Source organism: Virgibacillus kekensis (assembly GCF_042654125.1).
Lineage (GTDB): Bacteria > Bacillota > Bacilli > Bacillales > Amphibacillaceae > Lentibacillus > Lentibacillus kekensis.
Genome location: NZ_JBHSFU010000003.1, coordinates 503478 through 528178, shown reverse-complemented (window position 1 = coordinate 528178; position 24701 = coordinate 503478). Strand labels below are relative to the sequence as shown.

General features: G+C 41.5%; 26 protein-coding genes. 24 read left to right on the top strand and 2 right to left on the bottom strand.

Translation table 11 applies throughout. The annotated features are described in order from the left end of the window. Positions 1–3: 3 nt before the first annotated feature. From ACFO3D_RS04045 to ACFO3D_RS04010, 8 genes are all read left to right on the top strand, one after another. Positions 4–576: a ReoY family proteolytic degradation factor gene (locus ACFO3D_RS04045; RefSeq protein WP_390293327.1), complete on the top strand. Its 573-nt coding sequence runs from the start codon at positions 4–6 to the stop codon at positions 574–576. Between the two features lie 93 nt (positions 577–669). Continuing rightward, positions 670–1146, top strand: a complete 477-nt coding sequence (locus ACFO3D_RS04040) for a DUF2487 family protein (protein ID WP_390293325.1) — start codon at positions 670–672, stop codon at positions 1144–1146. A gap of 149 nt (positions 1147–1295) precedes the next feature. Continuing rightward, positions 1296–1808, top strand: a complete 513-nt coding sequence (locus ACFO3D_RS04035; protein WP_390293324.1) for a QcrA and Rieske domain-containing protein — start codon at positions 1296–1298, stop codon at positions 1806–1808. A 6-nt stretch (positions 1809–1814) separates the two neighbouring features. Further along, on the top strand, positions 1815–2489 hold the full coding sequence (gene qcrB, locus ACFO3D_RS04030) for a menaquinol-cytochrome c reductase cytochrome b subunit (protein WP_390293322.1): 675 nt from the start codon (positions 1815–1817) through the stop codon (positions 2487–2489). A gap of 18 nt (positions 2490–2507) precedes the next feature. Next, positions 2508–3284, top strand: a complete 777-nt coding sequence (locus ACFO3D_RS04025; protein WP_390293320.1) for a menaquinol-cytochrome c reductase cytochrome b/c subunit — start codon at positions 2508–2510, stop codon at positions 3282–3284. A gap of 86 nt (positions 3285–3370) precedes the next feature. After that, positions 3371–3949 (top strand): lipoprotein heptaprenylglyceryl N-acetyltransferase LhaT, encoded by a 579-nt coding sequence (gene lhaT, locus ACFO3D_RS04020; protein ID WP_390293413.1) that lies wholly within the window; start codon positions 3371–3373, stop codon positions 3947–3949. A gap of 68 nt (positions 3950–4017) precedes the next feature. After that, the gene (locus ACFO3D_RS04015) at positions 4018–4284 is read left to right on the top strand and encodes a sporulation protein YpjB (protein ID WP_390293319.1); all 267 of its coding nucleotides are present in this window, start codon (positions 4018–4020) and stop codon (positions 4282–4284) included. A 67-nt stretch (positions 4285–4351) separates the two neighbouring features. Beyond that, positions 4352–5041, top strand: a complete 690-nt coding sequence (locus ACFO3D_RS04010) for a zinc metallopeptidase (protein ID WP_390293318.1) — start codon at positions 4352–4354, stop codon at positions 5039–5041. Positions 5042–5971: 930 nt separating this feature from the next. Here ACFO3D_RS04010 and ACFO3D_RS04005 read toward each other — a convergent pair. Continuing rightward, positions 5972–6841, bottom strand: a complete 870-nt coding sequence (locus ACFO3D_RS04005) for a YitT family protein (protein ID WP_390293317.1) — start codon at positions 6839–6841, stop codon at positions 5972–5974. Positions 6842–7013: 172 nt separating this feature from the next. On the opposite strand from ACFO3D_RS04005, the gene ACFO3D_RS04000 reads away from it, so the two are divergent. The 16 genes from ACFO3D_RS04000 to nth all read left to right on the top strand — a co-directional run bounded on the left by ACFO3D_RS04000 (position 7014) and on the right by nth (position 21778). Further along, positions 7014–7355, top strand: a complete 342-nt coding sequence (locus ACFO3D_RS04000) for a nucleotide pyrophosphohydrolase (protein WP_390293316.1) — start codon at positions 7014–7016, stop codon at positions 7353–7355. Positions 7356–7387: 32 nt separating this feature from the next. After that, positions 7388–8185, top strand: coding sequence for a 4-hydroxy-tetrahydrodipicolinate reductase (gene dapB, locus ACFO3D_RS03995; protein WP_390293315.1), 798 nt, complete (start codon positions 7388–7390; stop codon positions 8183–8185). 11 nt (positions 8186–8196) lie between these two features. Continuing rightward, positions 8197–8601 carry a methylglyoxal synthase gene (mgsA, locus tag ACFO3D_RS03990; protein ID WP_390293314.1) on the top strand — a complete coding sequence of 135 codons (405 nt, stop codon included), beginning with the start codon at positions 8197–8199 and terminating at the stop codon, positions 8599–8601. An 11-nt stretch (positions 8602–8612) separates the two neighbouring features. Then, complete coding sequence (gene bshA, locus ACFO3D_RS03985; protein WP_390293313.1) at positions 8613–9788, top strand: N-acetyl-alpha-D-glucosaminyl L-malate synthase BshA; 1176 nt, start codon at positions 8613–8615, stop codon at positions 9786–9788. Further along, positions 9763–10971 carry a CCA tRNA nucleotidyltransferase gene (locus tag ACFO3D_RS03980; RefSeq protein WP_390293312.1) on the top strand — a complete coding sequence of 403 codons (1209 nt, stop codon included), beginning with the start codon at positions 9763–9765 and terminating at the stop codon, positions 10969–10971. The genes bshA and ACFO3D_RS03980 overlap by 26 nt, the downstream gene beginning before the upstream one ends. Then, positions 10947–11978, top strand: coding sequence for a biotin--[acetyl-CoA-carboxylase] ligase (locus tag ACFO3D_RS03975; RefSeq protein WP_390293311.1), 1032 nt, complete (start codon positions 10947–10949; stop codon positions 11976–11978). Before ACFO3D_RS03980 ends, ACFO3D_RS03975 begins: the two co-directional genes overlap by 25 nt. Next, a complete protein-coding gene (gene panB / locus ACFO3D_RS03970) occupies positions 11941–12774 on the top strand; it encodes a 3-methyl-2-oxobutanoate hydroxymethyltransferase (RefSeq protein WP_390293310.1) in 834 nt (277 codons plus the stop codon). Before ACFO3D_RS03975 ends, panB begins: the two co-directional genes overlap by 38 nt. Before the next feature lie 4 nt (positions 12775–12778). Further along, complete coding sequence (panC, locus tag ACFO3D_RS03965; protein ID WP_390293309.1) at positions 12779–13648, top strand: pantoate--beta-alanine ligase; 870 nt, start codon at positions 12779–12781, stop codon at positions 13646–13648. A 12-nt stretch (positions 13649–13660) separates the two neighbouring features. Continuing rightward, positions 13661–14047, top strand: coding sequence for an aspartate 1-decarboxylase (gene panD / locus ACFO3D_RS03960; RefSeq protein WP_390293308.1), 387 nt, complete (start codon positions 13661–13663; stop codon positions 14045–14047). An 80-nt stretch (positions 14048–14127) separates the two neighbouring features. Then, entirely contained in the window at positions 14128–16932 is a 2805-nt protein-coding gene (gene dinG, locus ACFO3D_RS03955) for an ATP-dependent DNA helicase DinG (RefSeq protein WP_390293306.1), read from the top strand. Positions 16933–17156: 224 nt separating this feature from the next. Further along, a complete protein-coding gene (locus ACFO3D_RS03950; protein WP_390293305.1) occupies positions 17157–17327 on the top strand; it encodes a YpmA family protein in 171 nt (56 codons plus the stop codon). Further along, positions 17293–17829, top strand: coding sequence for a cell wall elongation regulator TseB-like domain-containing protein (locus ACFO3D_RS03945; protein ID WP_390293304.1), 537 nt, complete (start codon positions 17293–17295; stop codon positions 17827–17829). Before ACFO3D_RS03950 ends, ACFO3D_RS03945 begins: the two co-directional genes overlap by 35 nt. Before the next feature lie 16 nt (positions 17830–17845). Continuing rightward, complete coding sequence (locus ACFO3D_RS03940; protein ID WP_390293303.1) at positions 17846–19030, top strand: pyridoxal phosphate-dependent aminotransferase; 1185 nt, start codon at positions 17846–17848, stop codon at positions 19028–19030. Between the two features lie 19 nt (positions 19031–19049). Next, positions 19050–20342, top strand: a complete 1293-nt coding sequence (gene asnS / locus ACFO3D_RS03935) for an asparagine--tRNA ligase (protein WP_390293302.1) — start codon at positions 19050–19052, stop codon at positions 20340–20342. A gap of 87 nt (positions 20343–20429) precedes the next feature. After that, complete coding sequence (locus ACFO3D_RS03930) at positions 20430–21113, top strand: DnaD domain-containing protein (RefSeq protein WP_390293301.1); 684 nt, start codon at positions 20430–20432, stop codon at positions 21111–21113. 5 nt (positions 21114–21118) lie between these two features. After that, positions 21119–21778, top strand: a complete 660-nt coding sequence (gene nth, locus ACFO3D_RS03925; protein WP_390293300.1) for an endonuclease III — start codon at positions 21119–21121, stop codon at positions 21776–21778. Between the two features lie 44 nt (positions 21779–21822). Here nth and ACFO3D_RS03920 read toward each other — a convergent pair whose 3' ends face one another. Then, positions 21823–24696 carry a PBP1A family penicillin-binding protein gene (locus ACFO3D_RS03920; RefSeq protein WP_390293299.1) on the bottom strand — a complete coding sequence of 958 codons (2874 nt, stop codon included), beginning with the start codon at positions 24694–24696 and terminating at the stop codon, positions 21823–21825. Positions 24697–24701 lie beyond the last annotated feature (5 nt).

The following is a 24701-nucleotide window of genomic DNA, read 5'->3' as shown; positions in this document are numbered from 1 at the left end:
CAAATGAATACTCCTATTTCCGTCCAGGACAAAAAAAGCTTTATTCAATGGTTTCTTAATCATTATCAGTTGAAGAAGCGTGAGAGTGTATGGATATTAAATTATCTGGTTAACCATAAAAAGCTGCTGGAAAATGTACATTTTGTCCGGGAAGCGAAATTTTGTCCGCGGGGAATAATAATGTCCAGCCACTGTTCCGAAGAGGTTCCGTTTCGCTTTTACAAAAAACAACTTGTGACTACCGATGCTGAGAAGTCATTTCACGATATACGGATGAATCAGAATGAAGACTTATATATTCAACTGAACTTCAGCAAAGCAAATCAGAATGTTCTATATGCAGCTGTGCTTGTGGAGAACCCCTTCATCCCCGATGAGTATTTTATTACCCAAAAGGATCAAGAGCGTGCAAGGATGCTTTTGGAACAGTCGTTATTTAAATTTCAGCAGGAAAATCTGCGCCGAATGATAGATCGGTCGCTTGATGAAAAAGACCAGCGGGCATTCACCAGATTGACCGAAGAGCTACATAGACTTGAAGAGAATGGAATTAATCAACCTAATTTACAAATGTAATAGGTTGATTTTTTTTGATTATATAAGATAAGATTTAATTTACCGGATCATTTTTCAGCTTTGAAGTATAGACAGAGGGGCAGGGAGTATACTATGAAATGGATTGAGAAAGACTTGGAGCAATACATAAAGGCCAAAGAATATGTTGATACCGTAATTGTTCCGCTGCTTCCTTTTCAATTGTCCACCGATACAGCGATGGGAAAGGATGCTGTACAACGGGAAGCGCTTGTTGTTTTTTTGCAGGAACTTGAAAAAGAGCTTACAGGAAGAGTAATGGTGACACCTGAGTACAATTATCTGAAGTCAGCAGCGAAAGAACAGGAAATAGAACGTATGCATACATGGATAAGGGAGCTGCAGTCTCAGCCTTTCCACCATATTTTCTATATCACCAACGATTCTTCCTGGAAAAAGAAAGAACAATCTATCGAAGGAACCTTGCTTTGGATGCCTGGAAGTACTAAGGGTTCAGTCAAGTCCAAGGAAATGCAGGCCGTAATTCAGGGGCAAGTGGAACAGGTCAGTGAGCTGATTAAATCATACTGGCAGGAAAGTGAAGAAGTATAAAACTGTTTTAAGATTGTCTGAATAATGAACTTATCCGGGAAAACAGAATATTTATTGACCCCACAAACAGTTTGCGCTATCATGGTAATGTCCTAGTAATCTGATTAAAATATAATTGTCCGTGAAAAATGTATAGAGGGGGGAAAATCATGAGCGAAGAAAAGCAGCAAGTATCCCGTCGTCAGTTCTTGAATTACACACTTACAGGTGTGGGTGGTTTTATGGCAGCTGGAATGCTTGTTCCCATGTTACGTATGGCAGTTGACCCGGTATTGCAGGAATCCAGCGCAGGTGAACTTGCTAACGTCGGCCTGGCCGTGGAAGAGATCACGAACGAACCACAGCGCGTTGACTGGAAAATCAAACAGGTTGATGGCTGGTATGAATCGGAAGTTGGAAAATCTGCATGGGTCTATAAAAACGATAACGGCGATATTGTAGCACTTTCCCCGATTTGTAAGCACCTTGGTTGTGTTGTTTCATGGGAAGGCAGTGAACAATATCCGGACAAGTTCTACTGTCCATGTCATGGAGGCTTGTATTACAAGAGTGGCGTAAACGTTCCTAACACACCACCACTTGCTCCGCTGGACGTATACGAGCATAAAGTAAAAAATGGGATGTTATTCCTTGGTGATGCACATCCACAAGGGGAGGCGTAATAAGAGATGCTACAAAAGATATACGATTGGATCGATGATCGCGTAGATATTACGCCTTTATGGCGAGATATTGCCGATCATGAGGTACCTGAACACGTTAATCCTGCCCACCATTTTTCTGCTTTTGTCTATTGCTTCGGCGGATTGACATTTTTCGTGGTAGTGATCCAGATTTTGTCAGGTATGTTTCTAACGATGTATTATGTTCCTGATATCGAAAACGCCTGGAAATCAGTTTATTACCTGCAGACAGAGGTTGCCCATGGACAAATAGTACGGGGCATGCATCACTGGGGTGCCAGTGTTGTTATTGTCATGTTGTTACTACATACGTTGCGGGTGTTTTTCCAGGGTGCGTACAAAAAGCCGCGCGAATTGAACTGGATGATTGGTGTACTGATATTCTTTACTATGCTTGGTCTTGGTTTTACAGGTTACCTGTTGCCTTGGGATAACAAAGCATACTTTGCGACACAGGTTGGTCTTGAAATTGCCCTGCAGGTTCCGTTCGTTGGGGAAGAAATTAAGACACTGCTAGCAGGTGACGAGAAGATTGTCGGTGCACAGACACTGACACGTTTCTTTGCAATTCATGTGTTCTTCTTACCGGCAGCATTGTTCGGACTGATGGCCGCACACTTTATGCTGATTCGTAAGCAAGGTATTTCAGGACCGTTATAATGAGAAGGAGGTAACGCTGTGCATAAGGGTAAAGGAATGAAGTTTGTCGGTGATTCCCGGATTTCCGCCGAACGAAAACCTAATATACCAAAAGATTATTCCGAGTATCCTGGCAGAACAGAGGCTTTCTGGCCCAACTTCTTATTAAAAGAGTGGTTGGCAGGTTCCGTGTTTTTAGTTGGATTTCTCTGTTTGACAGCAGCCCACCCATCACCACTGGAAGGGATGGCTGATCCAACTAATGCAAGTTATATACCTCTGCCAGACTGGTACTTTTTATTCTTATATGAACTTTTAAAATATGACTTTGCAAGTGGACCGTATATTCTGCTTGGTATCCTGGTAATCCCGGGACTGGCGTTTGGTGCACTGCTTCTGGCACCGTTTCTGGACAAAGGGCCAGGACGTCGCCCGCATCAGCGTCCCGTAGCAGTAGGAATGATGCTTCTAGCACTTGCTTCTGTTATCTGGCTGACATATGAATCTGCATCACATGTTAACTGGGAGCAGCGCGCTGAGGCTAATAAACCGGTTCCACCTTCAGCGGTTGAAATCGATAAAGAGTCAGAGGGTTATGCTCTTTACGAGAATAACTGCATGAGTTGTCACGGTGCAGAACTCCAGGGCGGAGCAGCAGCACCTTCATTGATTGGAATTGATAAAAGCGCTGAAGAAATTGCTACAATCGCCCGTGAAGGTATCGGAAGCATGCCGGCGGATCAATTCAAAGGCAGCGATGAAGAACTTGAGAAACTTGTACAATTCATTGTATCTGTAAATGATCAAGCAAAATAATTTGTGTTTATATAAAAACACCTTTGCCAACACAATTGGTGAAGGTGTTTTTGTTTATTCGTGAAGGGAGGATGCCAGAACTGAATATGATTAGATATATATTAACCGACAAGACTTTTTTGATTGGTCTGTTTATCATCAATTTATTGGGAACTCTTTACGGTTATTATTGGTATCGCTTTCAGCTTGCTGATACACCCGATATTTTTCTTATTTTTGTACCTGACAGTCCCACAGCCAGTCTGTTTTTTACCATATTTCTACTGTTTTTCATCTTTGGGAAACATGTGCCTTATATAGAGGCTTTGGCAATTATTACCCTTTTTAAGTATGGGATTTGGGCAGTTGTTATGAATCTGTTTACCCTTATAGTGGATGGGTATATTGGTTGGGTTGGTTATATGCTGATGATTTCACATGGCGCTATGGCTGTTCAGGGATTATTGTACGCGCCATATTATAGAATTAAGATGCGACATATTATGTTTGCGGCTGTTTGGACACTACATAATGACGTGATTGACTATGTGTTTGAAATGATGCCTACCTATTCTTCATTAAATCGTTATATGGATGAGATTGGCTACTTTACATTCTGGCTAAGTATCTTGTCGATTCTCATTGCATATAAACTGACCGTAAGGCAGGTAAATTCGATTCAATGACTGTTATATATTGAAGATTCCTCACATACATTAGTGGAAGAGAATGTTATGTGAGTGGGGTGATCTCTATGCGTTTTACATCGGCTGGAAAATTCATTTTATTGACTGTCATAGGGGTTTACATCAGTTTCAGGATCTTGCCAATAATAGTACTGGCAGACTTTAAAAATTCTGCGGTATTGTTAACTGAAGCAAACACAGGTACAGAAATGGCACCATTTTATTGGATGGTTATTATTGTAGGTGGATGTATTGCAGCAACATTGACATATGTAAGCTGGAGAAAATATAGAGGAGAAAAAAAGAAACAAATGAATAAAGATTCAAATAGTTGACTTCAGACTGATTTTTGACTAAAATTGACCATAGAGAAACATATATTATAATGTTGGAGGAATGAACATGCTGGGAGGACTTGGTGGATATATTATATATATCGCACTGTTGATGATTATACCTCTTTGGGCTCAATCAAAGGTGAAAAGCACGTATAAGAAATATTCAAAAGTTGGAACATCATCCAGTTTAACCGGGGCTGAGGTCGCCCGTAAAATAATGAATGATAATGGAATTTACGATGTAGACGTTCAGATGACCAGAGGCGTATTGTCGGATCACTATGACCCACGCAAGAAAGTACTAAGGCTTTCAGAAGGCGTATATCACGGTAAATCAATGGCATCTTCAGCCATTGCTGCCCACGAAGTAGGACATGCTATTCAGGATGCGACCGATTATGCATTTCTTCGGTTCAGACATGCTTTGGTTCCGGCAGCTACTACAGGATCCAATCTTTCATTTTTCCTGATTCTTGCCGGTATCCTTTTTTCTATGCCGGGTATGCTGCTGTTCGGAATTATCTTTATGTCAGCCGCAGTGTTGTTCCAGCTTGTAACGCTACCCGTGGAATTCGATGCTTCGAACCGGGCAATGGCCCAGTTGGTATCGACAGGGGTTATCAAGAATAATGAAGAGCGTCAAACGAAGAAAGTATTGAATGCTGCAGCATTGACATATGTTGCCGCAGCACTGGTAGCAGTTGCTGAGCTAGTGCGTTTTATCCTTATTTACTTTGCTGCAGGTGATGATTAAAGATTAAGAAGGGGTTGTCCCTTAAGTCTAAATGGACTTAAGGAGACAACCCTTTTTTTGCAAGGTAAGAAAGTATATAATTTTGGCCCTATAAAATTTTTTGCCAGCAAGAGCCACGTCCAGCTACAGCGCCCATCACTTAGTGCACTTCCGGACTCTTCTTACGATAAAGTAGACTTGCCGATTGGTGGAGCCAGAGGCATAGTCGCACTTATACCCTTGTGGTGAAAGTCAACATCAATTCGCTTTGCTCATTGTGTTTCCTTTATCTCATACGACTCCGTCCAGGTCATACGGTGATAAGCAGGGCGCTTGCGCTTTTGTTCATTCTGCTCTTTGCTGTTTTATAAAACATTATTGATTATGCCACAAAAACTATAAACTCTGAACAAATGGCTTTAGGTATAGCTTAAGCTTCGCTCCAGAAATACACTTCGCTTTCCGCGGACTCCCCACGAGCCTCCTCGGTCACAAAAACCGCTCCCTGTGGGGGCTCTTAGGCTCGTTTTTCCGCAGGAGCCTACGCGTATTGCTTCCGCTAATATGAGTTTGATTGTAGCGTAGGGAAGTCGACTCCAGCGGAAAAAGCAACAGCTGAAAATCCCGCAGGAAGTGCTTTCCTTCCGAGGAAGTTGAAGCGTTGCCCGGCGGCAAAGGAAACACTGTGAAAGCTTTAGCTTGAACAGATGTTGGACTTGCACCCGGAGTGGTGAAAGCGACTGCCCGGAGCGGAAATCAATAAGCTGCTACTTGGGAAACTAAGCTGTTAGTTCGCAGTTTTTATCAACTGCGAAGTTAAAGAGCAACAAAATTTATGAAAATCTTTCTCAGTGAGAATCACGCCACGCTAATTAAGTAATGAATTTAGTTTGTTGGTATAATTGTAGCTCATGTAAGAAGATAGGTTCACTATAGTATATATTGCTAATATCATTCAATCGGATTTTTATTTTCATCAAGAGTGAATCCTTCTCCCACTACATCATGGACGGAGCTTACTGCTACAAATGCATGGGGATCAATTGCATCAATAAGGTTTTTCAGTCGCACAATTTCATTCCTACCCACAATGCAATATAGGACGTCACGTTTTTCACCGGTAAAACTTCCCCGGCCTGATAACACGGTTACACCGCGGTCCATATCTTTTATGATTTTATTTGCTATTGCATCACTGTGGCTCGAAATTATTGTTGCACCACGGGCAGAATACGCACCTTCCTGGATAAAATCAATTACCCTTGCACCGATATATACGGCTACCAGAGTATACATTCCTTCTACCAATTCCAGTATGGTGAACACCGAAGTTGCAATCACCACAAAGTCGAAAAGAAACATTGTCTTTCCCATACTCCAACCGACATATTTATGGACAAGTCGGGCAATAATGTCCACACCGCCTGTGGTACCTCCGTAGCGGAAAATTATTCCCAAGCCAACACCAATAAATACCCCCGCGAATAGGGCAACGAGTGTCATGTCGTTTTGCAGATATGTAGGGTATGGATCGAGTTGGAAAATATACAAAAATAATGACACAGCGAGTGTTCCGATAACTGTATAAAGAAAAGTATTACGACCGAGAAATTTCCATCCAATGAAGAAGACCGGAATGTTCAAAAGAATATTTGTAATTGCGGGATCCCATCCCCATAAAAAGTAAAGCAAAAGGGTGATACCTGTGAATCCACCTTCACCAAGATTATTTTGCATATTAAAATGTACAATACCGAATGAGAAAATGGCCGATCCGAGCAAGATAAAAATAATGTTCTTAATTTTAAGGCCAAAGAGCATCTTAATCCCCTCCTAATTCTTTTCTAATCTGTTTTGTTTAATCATAGTTTTACTACACAAATTTCTCTTTAAGCATTTATACTCTTAAGGCTAAACAGTTTAAAAAATTTGTCAAACAAGAGCCATTTAGCTAACATTAAAGGAGATTATTAAAGTTGAGGGAGCAATAGATATGTCTGCATCTGATCAAACATACACAACACGGGATATACAGAAGCGGGTTGATAATTATATTTCCCAGTTTAAAGAAGGTTATTTCTCACCATTGAGTCTGATGGCCAGACTGACAGAGGAAACAGGTGAACTGGCTCGCGAAGTGAATCATTATTATGGTGAAAAACCAAAGAAAAAAACAGAAGAGGAAAAATCGGTTGAAGATGAGCTTGGTGACGTGATATTTGTACTTACATGTTTCGCAAATTCACTGGATATCAATTTATCTCATGCTTTTGAGCGATCAATGAATAAAATTGAAACAAGAGACAAAGACCGATGGACACGTAAAGAGCAGTAGCTTGAGTCCACATAATAGGAGGATATACAGTTATGACAGTTAAAGTAGTTATCGCAGGCCCCCGAGGTAAAATGGGGAGAGAAGCGATAAATATGGTAACGAGTGAGAAAACATTTGAGCTTGTTGCATGTATAGATCGAAAAAATAATGGAAAAAAACTATCTGACATGGAAGGGTTGCCCGACTTATACGTTCCTGTATTTGATAATCCGGAAGTGTGTTTTGAAGAAGTCCAGGCTGATGTTTTTGTGGATTTAACCAATCCCGAGGCAGGTTTTCGGAATACCAGACTGGCACTTAAGCATAGTATTCGTGCTGTGGTAGGAACATCAGGCTTCACCCCGGAACAGATTAAAGAACTTGAGGATATATCTGAGGTGAATCGTATAGGTTGCATAATTGCACCAAATTTTGCGGTTGGGGCTGTATTGATGATGCAATTTGCCCAAATGGCTGCTAAATATTTACCCGATGTGGAGATAATTGAAAAACATCATGATCAGAAGTTGGATGCTCCATCTGGTTCAGCAGTCAAGACGGCAGAAATGATTAAAGATACCCGTGAAAGTAAAAAGCAGGGAAATCCGGATGAGAAAGAGACCATGGCAGGTGCCAGAGGTGCTGAGACAGACGGAATCCGAATTCACAGTGTCCGGCTGCCAGGTCTGGTGGCACACCAGGAAGTTCTTTTTGGAGGACCTGGACAGACATTGACGGTAAAACATGATTCCTATAACCGGCAATCTTTTATGGACGGGGTTAAACTTTCAATCAATAAAGTAATGGATCTCGATAGACTGGTCTATGGGCTCGAAAATATATTGGAATAGGCGGGATGCCAATGAATATCGCATTAATTGCTCATGATAAGAAAAAACAGGAGATTATTAACTTCTCTGTTGCCTACGAACATATTCTGAAGAAACATCAGCTTTATGCAACAGGAACGACAGGAAAGAAAATAGCTGAAGCAACAGGCTTGCATATCCACCGGTTTCAGTCAGGACCGCTTGGAGGAGATCAGCAGATAGGGGCAAAAATTGCAAATAACGAAATGGATATGGTCATTTTTTTCCGGGATCCATTAACCGCCCAGCCGCATGAACCGGATGTCAGCGCCCTGATGCGGCTCTGCGATGTTCACTTGATTCCTCTTGCTACAAATCTGGCAGCAGCTGAAATTTCTATCCGTGCATTGGATGATGGTGATTTTGAGTGGCGAGAGATTATTAAAGAATACAAATGAGGGAAAAAGCTATGAAAAAAATCGGAATAACTTGTTATCCCACCGTGGGCGGTTCGGGGATTATTGCAACAGAGCTGGGAATGCTGATGGCTAAGCAAGGTCATCAGATTCATTTTATTACTTCCAGCCTTCCATTTCGCCTGAACGGTGTTCATCCTAATATTTATTATCATGAAGTGGAAATGAACCATTATCCAGTGTTTCAGTATCCTCCGTTTGATCTTGCTCTCGCCAATAAGATGGCTGAAGTCATTGACCAGGAAAAGCTTGATATCCTTCATGTCCATTATGCTATGCCTCATGCCATCTGCGCGATTTTAGCAAAAGATATTGCCAAACATGACGTTAAGATAGTGACAACCCTCCATGGAACGGATATTACCGTGCTTGGTTATGATCAATCCCTCAAGAAAATGATCCAGCACGGCATTGAGAAGTCAGACGCAGTCACCGCTGTCTCTGAAAGTCTCGTTCAACAAACGCGGGATATGCTTGGCATTACCAGAGGTATTAATGTAATTTATAATTTTGTTAACGAGGAACAGTATGAGCGGAGAGAACTTCCGGAAATCAAGCGGGAATATGGCATTGAACCTGGTGAAAAAGTACTTATTCATATTTCCAATTTCCGCAAAGTTAAGCGGGTTCAGGACGTAATCTATTCTTTTCAGAAAGTACAGGAAAAGATTAAGTCAAAGCTTTTGCTCGTCGGCGATGGTCCTGAATATTCTCAAGCTTACCAGCTGGTTGTAGACCTTGGGCTGACAGATAAAGTTCTGTTTCTCGGAAAACAAAAAAATGTACGGGATCTCTTGTCTATTTCCGATCTTAAACTGTTAATGTCTGAAAAAGAGAGTTTTGGCCTAGTGCTTCTTGAGGCAATGTCCTGCAAAGTACCGTGTATTGGTACCGATGTAGGAGGGATTCCCGAAGTTATTCGGCATAATGAGACTGGATATATCATTGAACTGGGCAATATTGAACAGGCTGCCACATATGCTGTCAAGTTACTGTCTGACCAGAAATTACTAGAAAAATTTTCCCGGAATTCGTGGAAACATGCACGTGAACATTTTTATTCCCAGGATATTGTCCAACAATACACAAAGCTGTATGAACAAATTCTTCCAGGGAACTCCGAGATGGAAAATGGTGATACGGATGTTACAAACAAAACCTTTTGCTGATGCTGTGAAAGTAGTCGAGCAAATTGAAAACAGTGGGTACGAAGCTTTCTTTGTGGGCGGATGTGTTAGGGATTTCCTCTTGGACCGGGAACTGGGTGATATTGATATTGCTACTTCCGCACGGCCTGAAGTAATTCAACAGATTTTTAAAAGAGTCATCCCTGTAGGTATTCAGCATGGTACTGTGATAGTTCAGTCCGCCGGAGGGTCCTACGAAGTAACAACATACAGGGTTGATGGAGATTATACAGATCAGCGCCATCCAGATTCGGTACATTTTATCCAGACAATTGACGGCGATTTAGAACGTCGGGATTTCACTATTAACGCACTTGCCATGGATCGGTACGGTGAGATTATTGACTTGTTCGACGGCAGAAAAGACATCGAACGAAAAGTGATTCGGACTGTTGGCAATGGCTATGACCGATTTATGGAAGATCCGCTCCGAATTATACGGGCATTGCGGTTCTCGAGCCAATTGGGTTTTACTATAAGTGAAAATACCCTCCGTGCCATAAAATATGTAAAAAAAGAAATTGAAAATATAGCTGTAGAACGAATCGGCAATGAACTTGCAAAATTATTTGCCGGTGAGCATTCAGAAACTGGAATAAAGTATTTAAGGGAAACAAAAGTATATGAACATCTTCCGGTTATGATAGAATATCCCTATATCATAAATAAATTACCGTCAGACCTTCAGCCTTTAAAGTCTTTCGGCGCTGTGATTGCCTTATTTCATCTCTTGGAATCTGCAATTAGTATTAAACAGTGGGTCAGCGAGTGGAAGTTGTCCAACAAAATTAAACAAGAGGCCATCCAGCTGTATGAGGGACTTATGCATTATGAGGAACGAGGACTCGACTTTTGGACAGTTTATTGTCTGCCTAAACATCTTTATGAGGACTTTACACGTCTTGTAAACTGCTTATTTAGCCCTGACAGCAACTTAGCTGCTGATGATTTAATTGAAATAAACGAAAAACTGCCAATTGAATCATCCAGGGGCCTGGAGGTATCCGGCCATGATATTCGCGAAATCTTCCCTGAAGCAGAAAAAGGACCTTGGATTCGGGAAACCCTTATAGCAGTAGAAAAGCAGGTTGTAGCCGGAAAGCTCGAAAATAATAAAAAAGTTTTAAGGGATTGGATAAAATGGAATCCACACGCAACAGATTAATCGAATTACTTGAGAAAAATCATCAACGGTATATCTCGGGCCAGTCTCTCTCAGAAATATTAAATATATCCAGAAGTGCTATTTGGAAACACATGAAAGAGCTCGAAAAAGACGGATACGAAATAGAAGGTGTATCAAAGAAGGGATATCGCATTGTCAAATCCCCGGATAAGGTCAGCGAGAACACTATCCAGTGGGGCCTGAAAACAAGCTGGCTTGGAAAAACCATCATACATAAACCTACAACTCCTACAACCCAGGAGGTTGCACACCAGGCAGCACGGGAAGGGGCACCACATGGTACTGTGGTTATCGCGGACGAACAGACAGCAGGCAAGGGAAGAATGGCGAGGCCATGGCAATCAACTAAAAATAAGGGGATTTGGATGAGTATTCTGCTGAATCCTGATATTTTACCGGTAATGGCCCCCCAGTTGACTTTACTGTCTGCCACAGTCCTTGCTGAATCATTATCGCAACTAACTTCAGCGGAACCAAAAATAAAATGGCCAAATGACATCTTCATTCAACATAGGAAAACGGCAGGAATTCTAACTGAAATGCAGGCTGAACAAGATCAGATTCAGTATGTGGTAATCGGTATCGGCCTGAATGTGAATCAGACCGAAGATGACTTTCAGGAAGCGTTACAATCTACGGCAACATCGTTGAAGATTGAAACAGGTAAGAACTGGAGTATTAAATATATAATCCAGCATATTTTAAAAAACTTTGAATGCGCTTATGACTCCTTTTTGGAAGAGGGCTTTCCCGCCGTTAAAGAAAAATGGGAGAGCTATGGGTACCGAATAGGTGAGCAGATTCGTATCCGTACCCGTCACAAGGAATGGGAAGCAACCTTTCTAGGAATAGCCGAGGACGGGGCACTGCTATCCCGTACCGAGAATGATGGTGTCAGGAAAATTTATTCTGCTGAAATTGAGTGGTTTACAAAGGGGGAAACTAATAATGCTGGGAAGACGCGATTTGCAGAAGATGAAAGCTGAGAGGGAAAAAATCTCAATGGTTACTGCATACGATTATCCATCTGCTAAGCAGGCCCAAGAGGCGGGTGTGGATATGATTCTTGTAGGTGATTCGCTTGGTATGGTCATGCTCGGTTATGAATCCACTGTCAACGTTACTGTGGAGGATATGATTCATCATGGAAAGGCTGTTAGACGCGGTGCAAAAGATACATTCACAGTAGTTGATATGCCTTTTATGTCATATCACGTTACCTTGGAAGATTCTATGAAAAATGCTAAAAAGATTTTCCAGGAAACAAGTGCCCAGGCAATAAAACTTGAGGGAGCAACCGAGGAAATTGTTTTGCTGACCGAAAAACTTACTGCAGCAGGGATACCGGTTGTGGCTCATCTTGGACTTACTCCGCAATCTGTTAACGTGCTTGGTGGATACAAAGTTCAGGGAAAGGACCGGGAGGCTGGTACCAAGTTGCTTAACGATGCAAAGCAGTTAGATGACGCTGGTGCTATTGCAGTCGTGCTTGAATGTGTACCTAAAGAACTTGCCGCGATTGTAACTGATTCATTGACCATTCCAACAATCGGAATTGGAGCAGGAGTGGAATGTGACGGACAGGTTCTTGTGTATCATGATATTCTTCAATACGGTGTTGATCGTCTTCCTAAATTCGTGAAGCCATATGCCGACTACAATCAGGCAGGTAAAGCGGCATTGGAATTGTATGTCAGTGAGGTTAAGAGCGAGTCTTTCCCACTTGATGAGCACTCCTTTCATATCAAATCACGTGACGCACTACCGAGTGAGAAGGAATAATTTCATGGAGATTATTCGTTCAGTTAAGGAAATGCAAAATAAGATGAAAGAACTGGCTTCGCAGGAAACGATCGGATTTGTACCTACAATGGGCTATTTTCATGAAGGTCATCTTGCTCTAATGACTGAAGCTGTAAGCGAAAACAGCATAGCAATCACCAGTATATTTGTGAATCCACTACAGTTTGGGCCAAACGAGGACTTTGATAAATATCCGCGCGACGAAAAACGAGATTTACGGTTGGCTGAAGAAACTGGTATCGACATCGTGTTTGCTCCTGAGCAGAAAGATATGTATCCTGTTGAAATGACGGTTGCTATGTCTATGACAAATCGGGTTGACACACTCTGCGGTCGCTCACGTCCTGGTCATTTTGATGGAGTCGGAACTGTTTTAACCAAGTTATTCAATATAATCAGTCCCGACAGAGTGTATTTTGGTCTAAAGGATGCCCAGCAAGTCGCAATTGTGGATGCCCTCATCGAAGATCTTAATTTTCCCGTGGAACTTATTGCTCTTCCTACCGTGCGTGAGCCAGACGGGCTTGCTAAAAGCAGCAGGAATGTCAATCTGAAAACAAAAGAGCGCAAGGAGGCCGTATGGCTCTCACGAGCACTTGAAACAGGACGTCAGATGGCAGTTGACGGTCAACAGAATCCTGCTATTATTGTAAAAGAGGTGACGGATCTGATTAAAAACCATACATCCGGAACCACTGATTATGTCGAGTTATTGAGTTACCCGAATCTTGAACCAGTGCATTCAATCGATCAACAAGTTATATTGGCCGTGGCAGTGAAGTTTTCAGGGGCCAGATTGATTGATAACCTGATATTTGATGCAGATGGTAACTTGATCAGGCGATTAAGGTAGGGGGAAACGAACATGTTCTGCACCATGATGAAAGCAAAGATACACCGGGCAAAAGTAACAGAAGCAAACCTGGAATACGTCGGAAGCATTACAATCGATCAGGATATTCTGGATGAGGTTGATATTTTGCCCCATGAAAAAGTACAAATTGTCAATAATAATAATGGTGCCCGACTTGAAACGTATGTGATTCCGGGTGAACGGGGAACAGGAGTCATATGTTTGAACGGGGCTGCTGCACGACTGGTCCAACCAGGAGATATAGTTATTATTGTCGCCTATGCACTTGTGCCCCAAAGTGACCTTGAAGGATTTAAGCCAAAAGTGGCAATAATGGATTCTCATACTAATCAGGTTAAGCAGCTCCTAGAGCAGGAACCGCCACTTACCAGGGTATAATACATTTTGGCTAAGGGGTAAAACTCTTATCAGTTAGTTGATAGGAGTTTTTCTATCATTTCAGGAAGTAAGGTGGAATTATGCGTAACAAATATGTTGTGATTGACCTGGAAACCACCGGTCATTCTTCAGGTGCTCACGATAAAATTATTGAGGCAGGAATTGTTGTCATCGAAGATAATGAAATAGTAAAGGAATTCTCCTCTTTTTTTAATCCGGATATCCCGATTCCACCATTTGTTTCCAACCTTACTGGTATTACTGATGAGGATGTCAGGGAAGCTCCCATCTTTTCAGAGCGGGCTTCTGAAATTCTTTCCTTTTTTGAGGATGGTTATTTAGTAGCGCACAATGTACCGTTTGATATGGGCTTTCTTAATGCTGAATTGGAGTCGAATGGGTTCATTCCAATCCAGAATCCGGTTATTGATACCGTGGAACTGGCAAGGGTTCTCTTTCCGCAAGCACCAAGCTTTAAACTAGGACAGCTTGCTGAACACCTTGGAATCAGACATGAAGATCCACACAGAGCTCTGTCTGATGCAGAAGTAACAGCTAAATTATTTTTGCAGTTAATAAAGAAACTCGAAAAGCTTCCATATGAGACCATCAATCATTTACTAAAATTGGAAAGTAACCTGAAATCTGATTTATATCAGATATTGAAAGAGCGTGAGCAACACCTTGCCTTCTCTCCTTATGAGGACAAAAATATTGATACATATAAAGGTTTAGCTTTCAAGCCGATAGAGGATATTCCAGTTACCAGGGAGAATGCCGAAATATCCTTCGGTGATTTTTTGGATGATATATATGAAAAGAATGGAAAACTGCATCAAAAATTGATTAATTACGAGAAACGAGCCGGACAGCGTGAAATGTCGGAAACTGTATATGATGCAATACAAACAGGTAAACATGCTTTAATTGAGGCAGAGACAGGCACAGGAAAGTCATTAGCTTATTTGCTGCCAGCAGTATATGATGCAGTTAAGTCACATAAACGGATATTAATCAGCACGTATACTACACAATTGCAATCTCAATTAATTGAAGAAGAAATACCAATGCTCCGAGGTCTGGTTTCCTTTCCGTTTAACGCGGCAATTCTAAAGGGGATGCAGCATTATATAAGTTTACAGAAGTTTGAGCGGACACTTTCTTCGAATCAGGGGGACAACTACGATACCGTATTAACCAAAGCGATGATTCTTGTTTGGCTGACTGAAACGGAAACAGGTGACATTGATGAAATTCAGCTTCCATCAAGTGGCTACCTGTTTTATAAACGGGTTTCAACCGATGCAGAAGACTATTCTGATCCTTCCTCCCCATGGTTTGCGCGCTCCTACTATCAACAAGCGCGGAGAAAAGCACAGCAGGCAGACATCATCATTACCAATCATGCGTTACTTTGTTTGGATTTATTCAGTGGCTATCAGCTTCTTCCGTCATATGAAAAAGTAATCATCGATGAAGCACATCATCTTGAAGAAACGGCGTCCAAACATTATGGGCTCAAACTTGACTATGTGCATATCCAATACACGCTTTCACAGGTAGGTTCATCCTCTGAGGGAGGGTGGCTTGGCAAATTATTGGCACAGGATGTTATCGATGCTTCAAGATTTAAGAACGAGAAATGGGATGAACTTTTTGCTAAGGCTAGATATGAGGCTGATGATCTTTTTCGTCAGCTGTTCCAGTATGTAGTAAAACAGCAGCAAAACAACAAATCCCTAAGCGACATTGGAAGAGTCCAGTATCGTTTTGAAAATGAAAAAGAGGACAAAAGTCAGTGGAATACCATCCTTGAAATGGCTTCACGGTTGATGTATTATCTTGGAGACTTAGTCCAGATTTTGTCAGTGTCCAAGGAGTTCAGCCTTGGTTTAAATAGCGAGCGTGAAACAGAACCTAAGGATATAACCAGAATTACAATTGCACTTCAGGCAATTATTGACAGTCTCGATCAGCTTTTCTTATTAAACGATGAAACGAATGATGTTAAGTGGATTGAAATCGAAGCGTACGGGGCGAAAAACGCCGTATACCTGTACCGGGAACCGACTGAAGTATCCTCCTTGCTGGCAGATGACTTTTTCAGTAGGAAACGAAGTGTTATTCTGACAAGTGCAACCCTGACCATGAAGAATTCTTTCTCATTTATTCAAAACAGGCTTGGTCTTGTTCCAGATGAAATAATTACGAGGAAAATTGAATCACCTTTTACCTATAGGAACCAGGTGCAGTTAATGGTACCCAGCGATTTTCCCGATATTAGGAAAGGGAACCAGGAAGAGTTCATTTATTCAACATGTGAGGCAATCCTGTCTCTAGCTCAAATAACTAATGGAAGAATGCTCGTTTTATTTACTTCTTACGATATGTTAAAGAAATCATACAACCTATTGAGGGAAATCATGGACACCAACAAATATATGCTTATCGCCCAAGGTGTTTCCAGTGGCAGCAGATCAAGGTTGAAAAAAAACTTTCAAACGTTTGATCAGTCAATACTTCTTGGGACAAGTTCTTTTTGGGAAGGAGTTGACATTCCCGGTGAAGATTTGTCTTGTCTTGTAATAGTACGACTGCCGTTCCAGCCACCCAATCATCCGATTTATGAAGCTAAATCGAATCAGTTTAAGGAAAAAGGTAAGAATGCTTTCTTTGAATTATCATTACCTGAGGCGGTTATTCGGTTTAAACAAGGATTTGGGCGGCTGATCAGATCCTCTGCTGACCGCGGAATTGTATTCGTATGTGATGCCCGTATTATTCAGGCACGATATGGTAAGTTCTTCACTGGATCTATTCCAGACGTGCCGATTACCTATGAGCCAACGAAAATATTGATGGATAAAGCCGAAGAATGGTTTTAAAAAATATACTGATGCACTGGGTCAATGCATCAGTATGATGGTATGGGTTAGGGGTATTGTAGTTGAAATAAATAAAGTTAAACAATTTTATTCACATGCTTGTTATACTGGTATGGTACACCATGATATTTATTTTCAACGTTACTTATAGTGTTAGCAATGCACGTTGTACTATAAGTAGTAAAATTTGATAAAACAAGAAGCAAAATAATGGAGGGGAAATGATGGGTAATCAAATTGAAACGCTGACGAAGCTCAAGATAAGTTATTCATCGGATTTATACAAAATTGTCGACTGTTTAAACCGGACACTTAAAGGAGAGGATCTGATGTTTGGCTTAGCATTGGATGAGGATAATGATGAACAGGCAATATTCACGATTTACCGTACCTGATTGGCTCAAGTGGGCAGTTGCCATCGTATTTCTCCTGCTGGTTTCTTGTTTGAGTTATAGTGTATATTTGTATAATGAAATTCAACAACAAAAAACTGCGCCATTTGACCAAGTGACAAAGGAAGTGTTAAGAACAACTGACCTGGTTAATATTGAGAGTATAGAACGTTTCCATGGTGATCATGCTTATTATGTAGTATTTGGTACAACAAATGATAATAAGGAAAAAGCCATTTTTTATCCGTTTACTGAGAAGAAGGAAGAGGTCATCTCTATCAGTACATCTGAAATTATGCAGGAGGGAAGCATTCAGTCACAATGGGAAGAGCAATGCAGTAATTGTAAACTGATTGATATTACTCCTGCCATAATCGGCGAGGACAGTCAACCCGCTTGGGAGCTGACATACACTGACAGTTCTGGGCGTTATGTTATCGACTATTGGTCAATGGATGATGGTACCCGAATTGAGATGATCGGTTTTAAGCAAATGTTTAATTAGAAAGGCAGGGAGCACAATGGACTTAGCAAACAGAGTAAAGACATTAACGCCGTCATCCACACTCGCGATTACGGCTAAAGCAAAAGAATTAAAAAGTCAGGGCTATGATGTGATAGGTCTTGGAGTAGGCGAACCTGATTTCAATACTCCAGAGTTTATAATCGAAGCAGCTGCTGATGCAATGAAACAGGGGCAAACAAAATATACACCTGCGGGAGGAATTCCGGAACTTAAAAAAGCAATTGCCAAAAAGTTTGATTCCGATAATGATTTAACATATTCAGCTTCTGAAATAATTGTAACTACAGGAGCTAAACATGCTTTATATACACTTTTTCAGGTATTGCTTAATGACGGTGATGAAGTGATTGTACCCGCACCTTACTGGGTAAGCTATCCTGAACAGGTTAAGCTGGCAGGCGGTAAACCTGTGATGGTGCAGGCGGATGAGAAAAACAGTTTTAAGCTGACACCAGAACAGCTTAAAGATTCGATCACTTCAAAAACGAAAGCAGTCATTATTAATTCACCAAGTAATCCGACCGGCATGATGTATACTGAAGATGAATTAAAAAAACTTGGTGAAGTATGTCTTAACCATAACATTTTAATTATCTCTGATGAAATTTACGAAAAACTGATTTATACGAACGATAAACATGTTTCAATTGCTTCTTTTTCTGATCAGTTGAAAGATCAAACCGTTATAATTAATGGCGTGTCAAAGTCGCACGCGATGACCGGATGGAGAATTGGCTATGCAGCAGGACCCGAAAAAATAATCAAAGCAATGACAAGTCTTGCTTCGCATTCCACTTCAAATCCCACTTCAATTGCTCAGTATGCGGCACTTGCAGCATATCAGGCAGATGGAGATGCAAATAAAGAAATGCGTAAGGTGTTCAGTGAGCGGCTTGAATTATTGTATAGCTTGTTAAATGATATTCCTGGTATACAATGTATTAAGCCTAAAGGAGCATTTTATCTTTTCCCGAATGTATCTGAAGCTGCTGAAAGTAATGGTTTTGATTCTGTCGATGAATGGGTTAAAGCTTTACTTGAGGAAGAAAAGGTTGCATTGGTGCCGGGGTCAGGTTTTGGCTCACCTGATAATGTACGACTCTCCTACGCAACATCAACAGAGGCATTGCAGGAAGCAGCTAAACGAATTAAACGATTTGTAGTAAATCACCAATCATAATGCAATGGAGGTAATTGTTTTGAAAACAACAATAGCACAAGTGCCGGAATTTGAAGGCCAAGAGGTCAAAATTGGAGCATGGCTCGCAAATAAACGTTCAAGCGGAAAAATCGCATTTCTGCAATTAAGAGATGGAACTGGCTTTATTCAGGCAGTGGTTGCCAAAAATGATGTAACAGAAGAGACATTTCAGCTTGCAAAGAACATGACACAAGAATCATCCATGTACATAACGGGAAAAATTGTGGAAGACAAACGGTCACCATTTGGTTACGAAATGCAGGTCAGTGATATTGAGCTGATTCAGGAAGCAGTAGATTACCCGATTACACCAAAAGAGCATGGAACTGAATTCCTGATGGACCACCGGCATCTATGGCTGCGATCTAAGCGTCAGCACGCTGTTATGAAGGTTAGAAATGAAATTATCCGTGCAACATACCAATTTTATAATGATAAAGGTTATGTAAAAATTGATCCGCCAATCCTTACGGGGTCTTCAGCAGAAGGTACTACAGAGCTGTTCCACACACAGTATTTTGAAGAAGAGGCATATCTCTCACAAAGCGGACAGTTATATATGGAAGCAGCAGCTATGGCATATGGAAAAGTATTTTCATTTGGCCCAACCTTCAGAGCTGAAAAATCAAAGACACGGAGACATTTAATCGAATTCTGGATGATTGAACCAGAAATGGCTTTTGTGGACCATGATGAAAGTTTGGAAATTCAGGAACAATATGTAAGCTTTGTTGTACAGTCTGTATTGGAAAACTGTAAACTTGAGCTTGAAACGCTAGAACGAGATACGTCCAAGCTGGAGGCAATCAAAGCACCGTTTCCACGTATTTCCTATGATGATGCAATTGAACTGCTTAAAGAAAAAGGGTTCACAGATATCGAGTGGGGAGAGGACTTTGGCGCTCCGCATGAAACTGCCATCGCAGAAAGCTTTGATAAACCGGTGTTTATTACAAACTATCCGGCTGATATTAAAGCATTCTATATGAAACCTGATCCGGAAAGACCTGAAGTCGTTCTATGTGCCGATTTAATCGCTCCTGAAGGATATGGAGAGATTATCGGAGGCTCCCAACGGATTGATGATCTTGAGCTAATGAAACAGCGTTATGAAGAACACAATCTCACCGGTGAAGCGTATAAATGGTATCTCGAACTACGGCAATTTGGAAGTGTACCACATTCCGGATTTGGACTTGGTCTAGAACGTACCGTTGCATGGCTATCCGGTGTGGAACATGTGAGGGAAACGATTCCGTTCCCAAGACTGCTAAACCGCCTATATCCATAAGACTTAAAAAATCCCTTGCAAAACAGCAGGGGATTTTAAAATTTTTTTAATCTAAACATGCTATACTGGGATTGAGGTGTTTATTTCATGAAAAAGTCCATTTCATTTCAGGATATTTTATTGAATCAAGTGCAGATACCAAAACGTTTGTTAGAAAAATACTCATCCATGGGCCTGAATGAAACGGAAGTGATGGTCGTTCTCCAACTTTTCCGTTTTATCCAGGAGAACAATGAATTTCCAACACCGTATGACCTGGCATCTTGTTTAACCATAGATGAAAAAGGCTGTTCGGATATACTTCGGAAGCTTATTCAAAAAAACCTTCTATCGATTGAGCAGTGGGAAAATGAAAATAATGTCTTATCGGAAGTATACAGTCTTAATCCTCTGTGGGAGAAGCTATTTCACGAGAAAGAGGAAAAAAAAGATTATCCTGAAGATGGAACGATTTTTATCTTGTTTGAACAGGAATTCGGCCGTCCACTCTCTCCATTTGAAATTGAAATGATCAATACCTGGCTGGATGAGGATGAAGTATTGCCGGCGCTCATTAAAGCTGCGTTAAGGGAATCGGTTCTGATGGGTAAACTCAATTTTAAATATATCGACCGGATTATCAGAGAATGGAAAAGGAAAGGTATCAAAACAGTGGAACAAGCCAGACAGGCTAGCAAGTCATTCCACAATAATAAAGCTTCTGTTACACAGGAAGCGAATAAAGAGAGAGATACTTCCTTTTATTATAATTGGCTTGAAGGGGATGATTAGTAAAAATGCTTAATAAAAAGCAGGTGAATTATTGCCTGGAAGTAATGAAAGAAATGTTTCCTCATGCTGAATGTGAGTTACGGCATTCCAATCCATTTGAATTGGTTATAGCTGTCCTTCTTTCAGCACAATGTACAGATAACCTGGTTAATAAAGTCACTAGATCATTGTTTGAGAAATATAAAACCCCACAAGATTACCTTGCAGTTCCGTTGGAGGAGCTACAACATGATATTAAGTCTATCGGGCTGTACCGAAATAAGGCTAAAAATATTCGCAAGCTATGCCAGATGTTAATTGACGAATATGGGGGAGAGGTACCTCAGTCAAAAACCGAGCTAATGAAACTTGCCGGAGTGGGGAGGAAGACGGCCAATGTGGTTGCATCCGTGGCATTCAGGGAACCGGCGATAGCAGTAGACACCCATGTCGAACGGGTATCCAAACGACTTGGGATTTGCAGATGGAAGGATTCCGTATTAGAAGTGGAAGAAACTTTAATGAAAAAAGTACCGAAAGATGAGTGGGCTGATACACATCACCGTATGATTTTCTTCGGGCGGTATCACTGTAAAGCAAGAAACCCCCAATGTCCAGAATGTCCGCTGCTGGATTTATGCCGGGAAGGACAGAAAAGAATGAAGAAAGCAAAGGCGACAGGTTAATTGGAATACAAAGGAGGCAGCCGCACGGCTGCCTCCTTTTTAAGTTAGTTTTCGGTATTTTGGTTATCGGTATTGTTGGTACTTTGGGCATTTCCATCACTTTGGCCATCGCCACCGCCGCCAGTGTCGCTGTCACCTTGACCTTCACCACTGCCGCCAGTGTCACCATCACCTTGGCCATCTCCATTGCCACCGGTGTCTCCTTCTCCTTCACCGCCGCCATTTCCACCGTCTTCATCGTTTCCGCCGGTGTCACCGCCGCCCGGTACCTTAGCTGAAGTACTTTTTCCCGGACCGGTGTTTCCATCTTGGCCAGTAGGGGTCACGGTTATCGTGTAGGTGGCACCAGGTTCTAAATTACCTTCAATAACAATACCTTCCGTATTAACTGTCTGTTCTTTAAGCTTATTTCCATCACGGCTGACCACAACTACATATTTTGCTGATTGGTCATCATAACTCCAGGAAACATCGATTTTGGACTCAGTGGCGGCGGCTTTTAAATTGCCAACGGGTGGCAAATTACCGTCACCGTTACCGTCTCCTTCATTTTCCTCATCCTCGTCATTTTCACCGGGAACTTTAACAGTAGTTGTAACAGGTTCACTTGCATTTGCTTCTGTTTCCTCACTTACAGCCACAACCTGAATCTCGTATTCGGCCCCGGGTTCCACATTGGAAATTTCAAGGGACGTTTCATTGGTGGAGGATAGCGACTGCATTTGACCTCCATTTACACTTGCACTTACTTCAAAGGTAATATCCTCTGCCGAGCCATATTTCCACGCAACCTCAATACTGTTTGCATCTTTATTATATTCAGCCTTCAAGTCTTTTACAGGATCCAGTTGCTTATATTTCTCGGATGTCTCAGACGGCACGTTTCCTTTAACAAATAGTTCTGTGACAATCTTGGACTCCGGTGTATTCTCACTTGGCAGTTTGGCTGGTTTTGTCCCTTCTTCAACAGCCACCTCCACAACTGAATCAGGTTTTTGGAAGTCCGGTGTTTCAATGTCTTTGGAAAGTTCCTGCATCGTGTACCGGAATAAGTCTTGAGCTATTTTGGTATCCGGGAGTACGACTTTTTGATCGTCATAACCAGTCCAGGTTGAGATTGTATAGTTGGTAGTGTACCCACTGAACCACGAATCCGGACTGCCATCTTTCCCTTCAAGGTTGGTTGTTCCTGTTTTTCCTGCCAGTGGTAGACCAGGAACATCTGCTGCTTTACCAGTACCTTCGTTAACTGCCGTTTTTAACATGTCAGTAATCATATATGCAGTATAATCAGACATCACTGCTTCTGGTTCAGGTTTGAGATTAACTTCTCTTCCGCTGTCTGGGAATACGACTTTTGTTACAGCATAAGGTTCATTATATATTCCTTCATTGGCGAATGCCCGGTAAGCTCCGGCAAGCTCCATTGGAGATGCTCCTGAACTTGATCCTCCAATCGCGTCAGTCAGCGATATGTTGTCATTATTAAAAGTGATACCGATACTCTCTGCAAATTTTTGAGCAGTACCATAGCCTACTTCTTCAAGTGTTTTTGCTGCTGGAACGTTTAATGATTCACGTAGAGCAAAACGCATGGACACCCAGCCATAGTAATGGCCATTGCCTACCCAGGTATGGATTTTCTGGTCACTGCCTTTAATTTCATATGGACCATCATCATTCAATTGATGGTACGTGGACCACTGCTGATTTTCAATTGCCGGTCCATAGGCGATAACTGGTTTAAAAGTGGAGCCTGGTTGTCTGCTAATGTCGGTGGCATAGTTAAAGTCACCTGACTCCATTCCATTGCGATCTCCGCCTATTGCCCGAATAGCGCCTGTTTTAGAGTCTAGAACAACCATGCCAGCTTTCATATTGACTTCATTTCCTTTAGAATCCGTTACAGGGCCGGGATAATTAATAGGGTTATCCTCTTTATTTGATAATAAGAATTCAACATATTCCTGTGCTTTTGTATCAATTGTTGTATAAATTTTTAAACCATCTGTGTAAATATCTGCACCATCAAGCTTCTGTTTAACCTCTTTTTGAACTCGCTGCAAGAAGGCCTCGTATGGTGTTGGATCTTCCTGAGACTTACTCAGAAGAGAAGGGATGTCAACTTTTTTTGCTTCGGCTGCTTGTTCTTCGGTTATTTTGCCATGTTGCACCATTAAACTTAATACAATATTCATCCGCTCTTTCATAAGCTCGGGGTTTTTGAATGGGTTGTACGCCGATGGACGCTGTGGCAACCCAGCAAGAATTGCTGCTTCAGGCAAAGTCAGTTTACTTAAGTCGGTTTTGCCGAAGTAAACTTCTGCGGCTTTGGCAACGCCATAAGCGCCACTACCGTAATAAATCTTATTTAAATACATTTCCAATATTTGTTTTTTTGTATATTCCTGTTCGAGTTGTAAGGCCAGCCACATTTCCTGTACTTTGAGGCTGATCTTCTTTTCCGGGGACAGAAATGACTTCTCGACTAATTGCTGCGTAATCGTACTGGCACCCTCTGACCCAAATCCTTGTGTTATATTGGCGATTACTGCTCCGCCAATACGCCAGATATCTACACCTGGATGCTCGAAAAACCTTGAGTCCTCGGTAGCGATAACAGCATCAATTAACACATCGGGAAGTTCACTGTATTCCACTTTGGTACGTTGTGTAGCACCCAAATCCGCAAATAGGTCTCCATCTTTATCATAAATCTTGGATGAATAAGGACTATCCAGTTTAGATGCATCAATTTCCGGGGCAGTGGAAATATAGTAGGTGAATAGTGCACCAACCCCTATGCCGATTGCCAGCATTCCAATCAATGCAATTAGTAATATTTTTTTCCATATAGGTTTTTTTGATGTTTTCTTCTGTTTTCTTCTTGCTGTACGAGATTGGCCTTTTTCCGCCATAACTC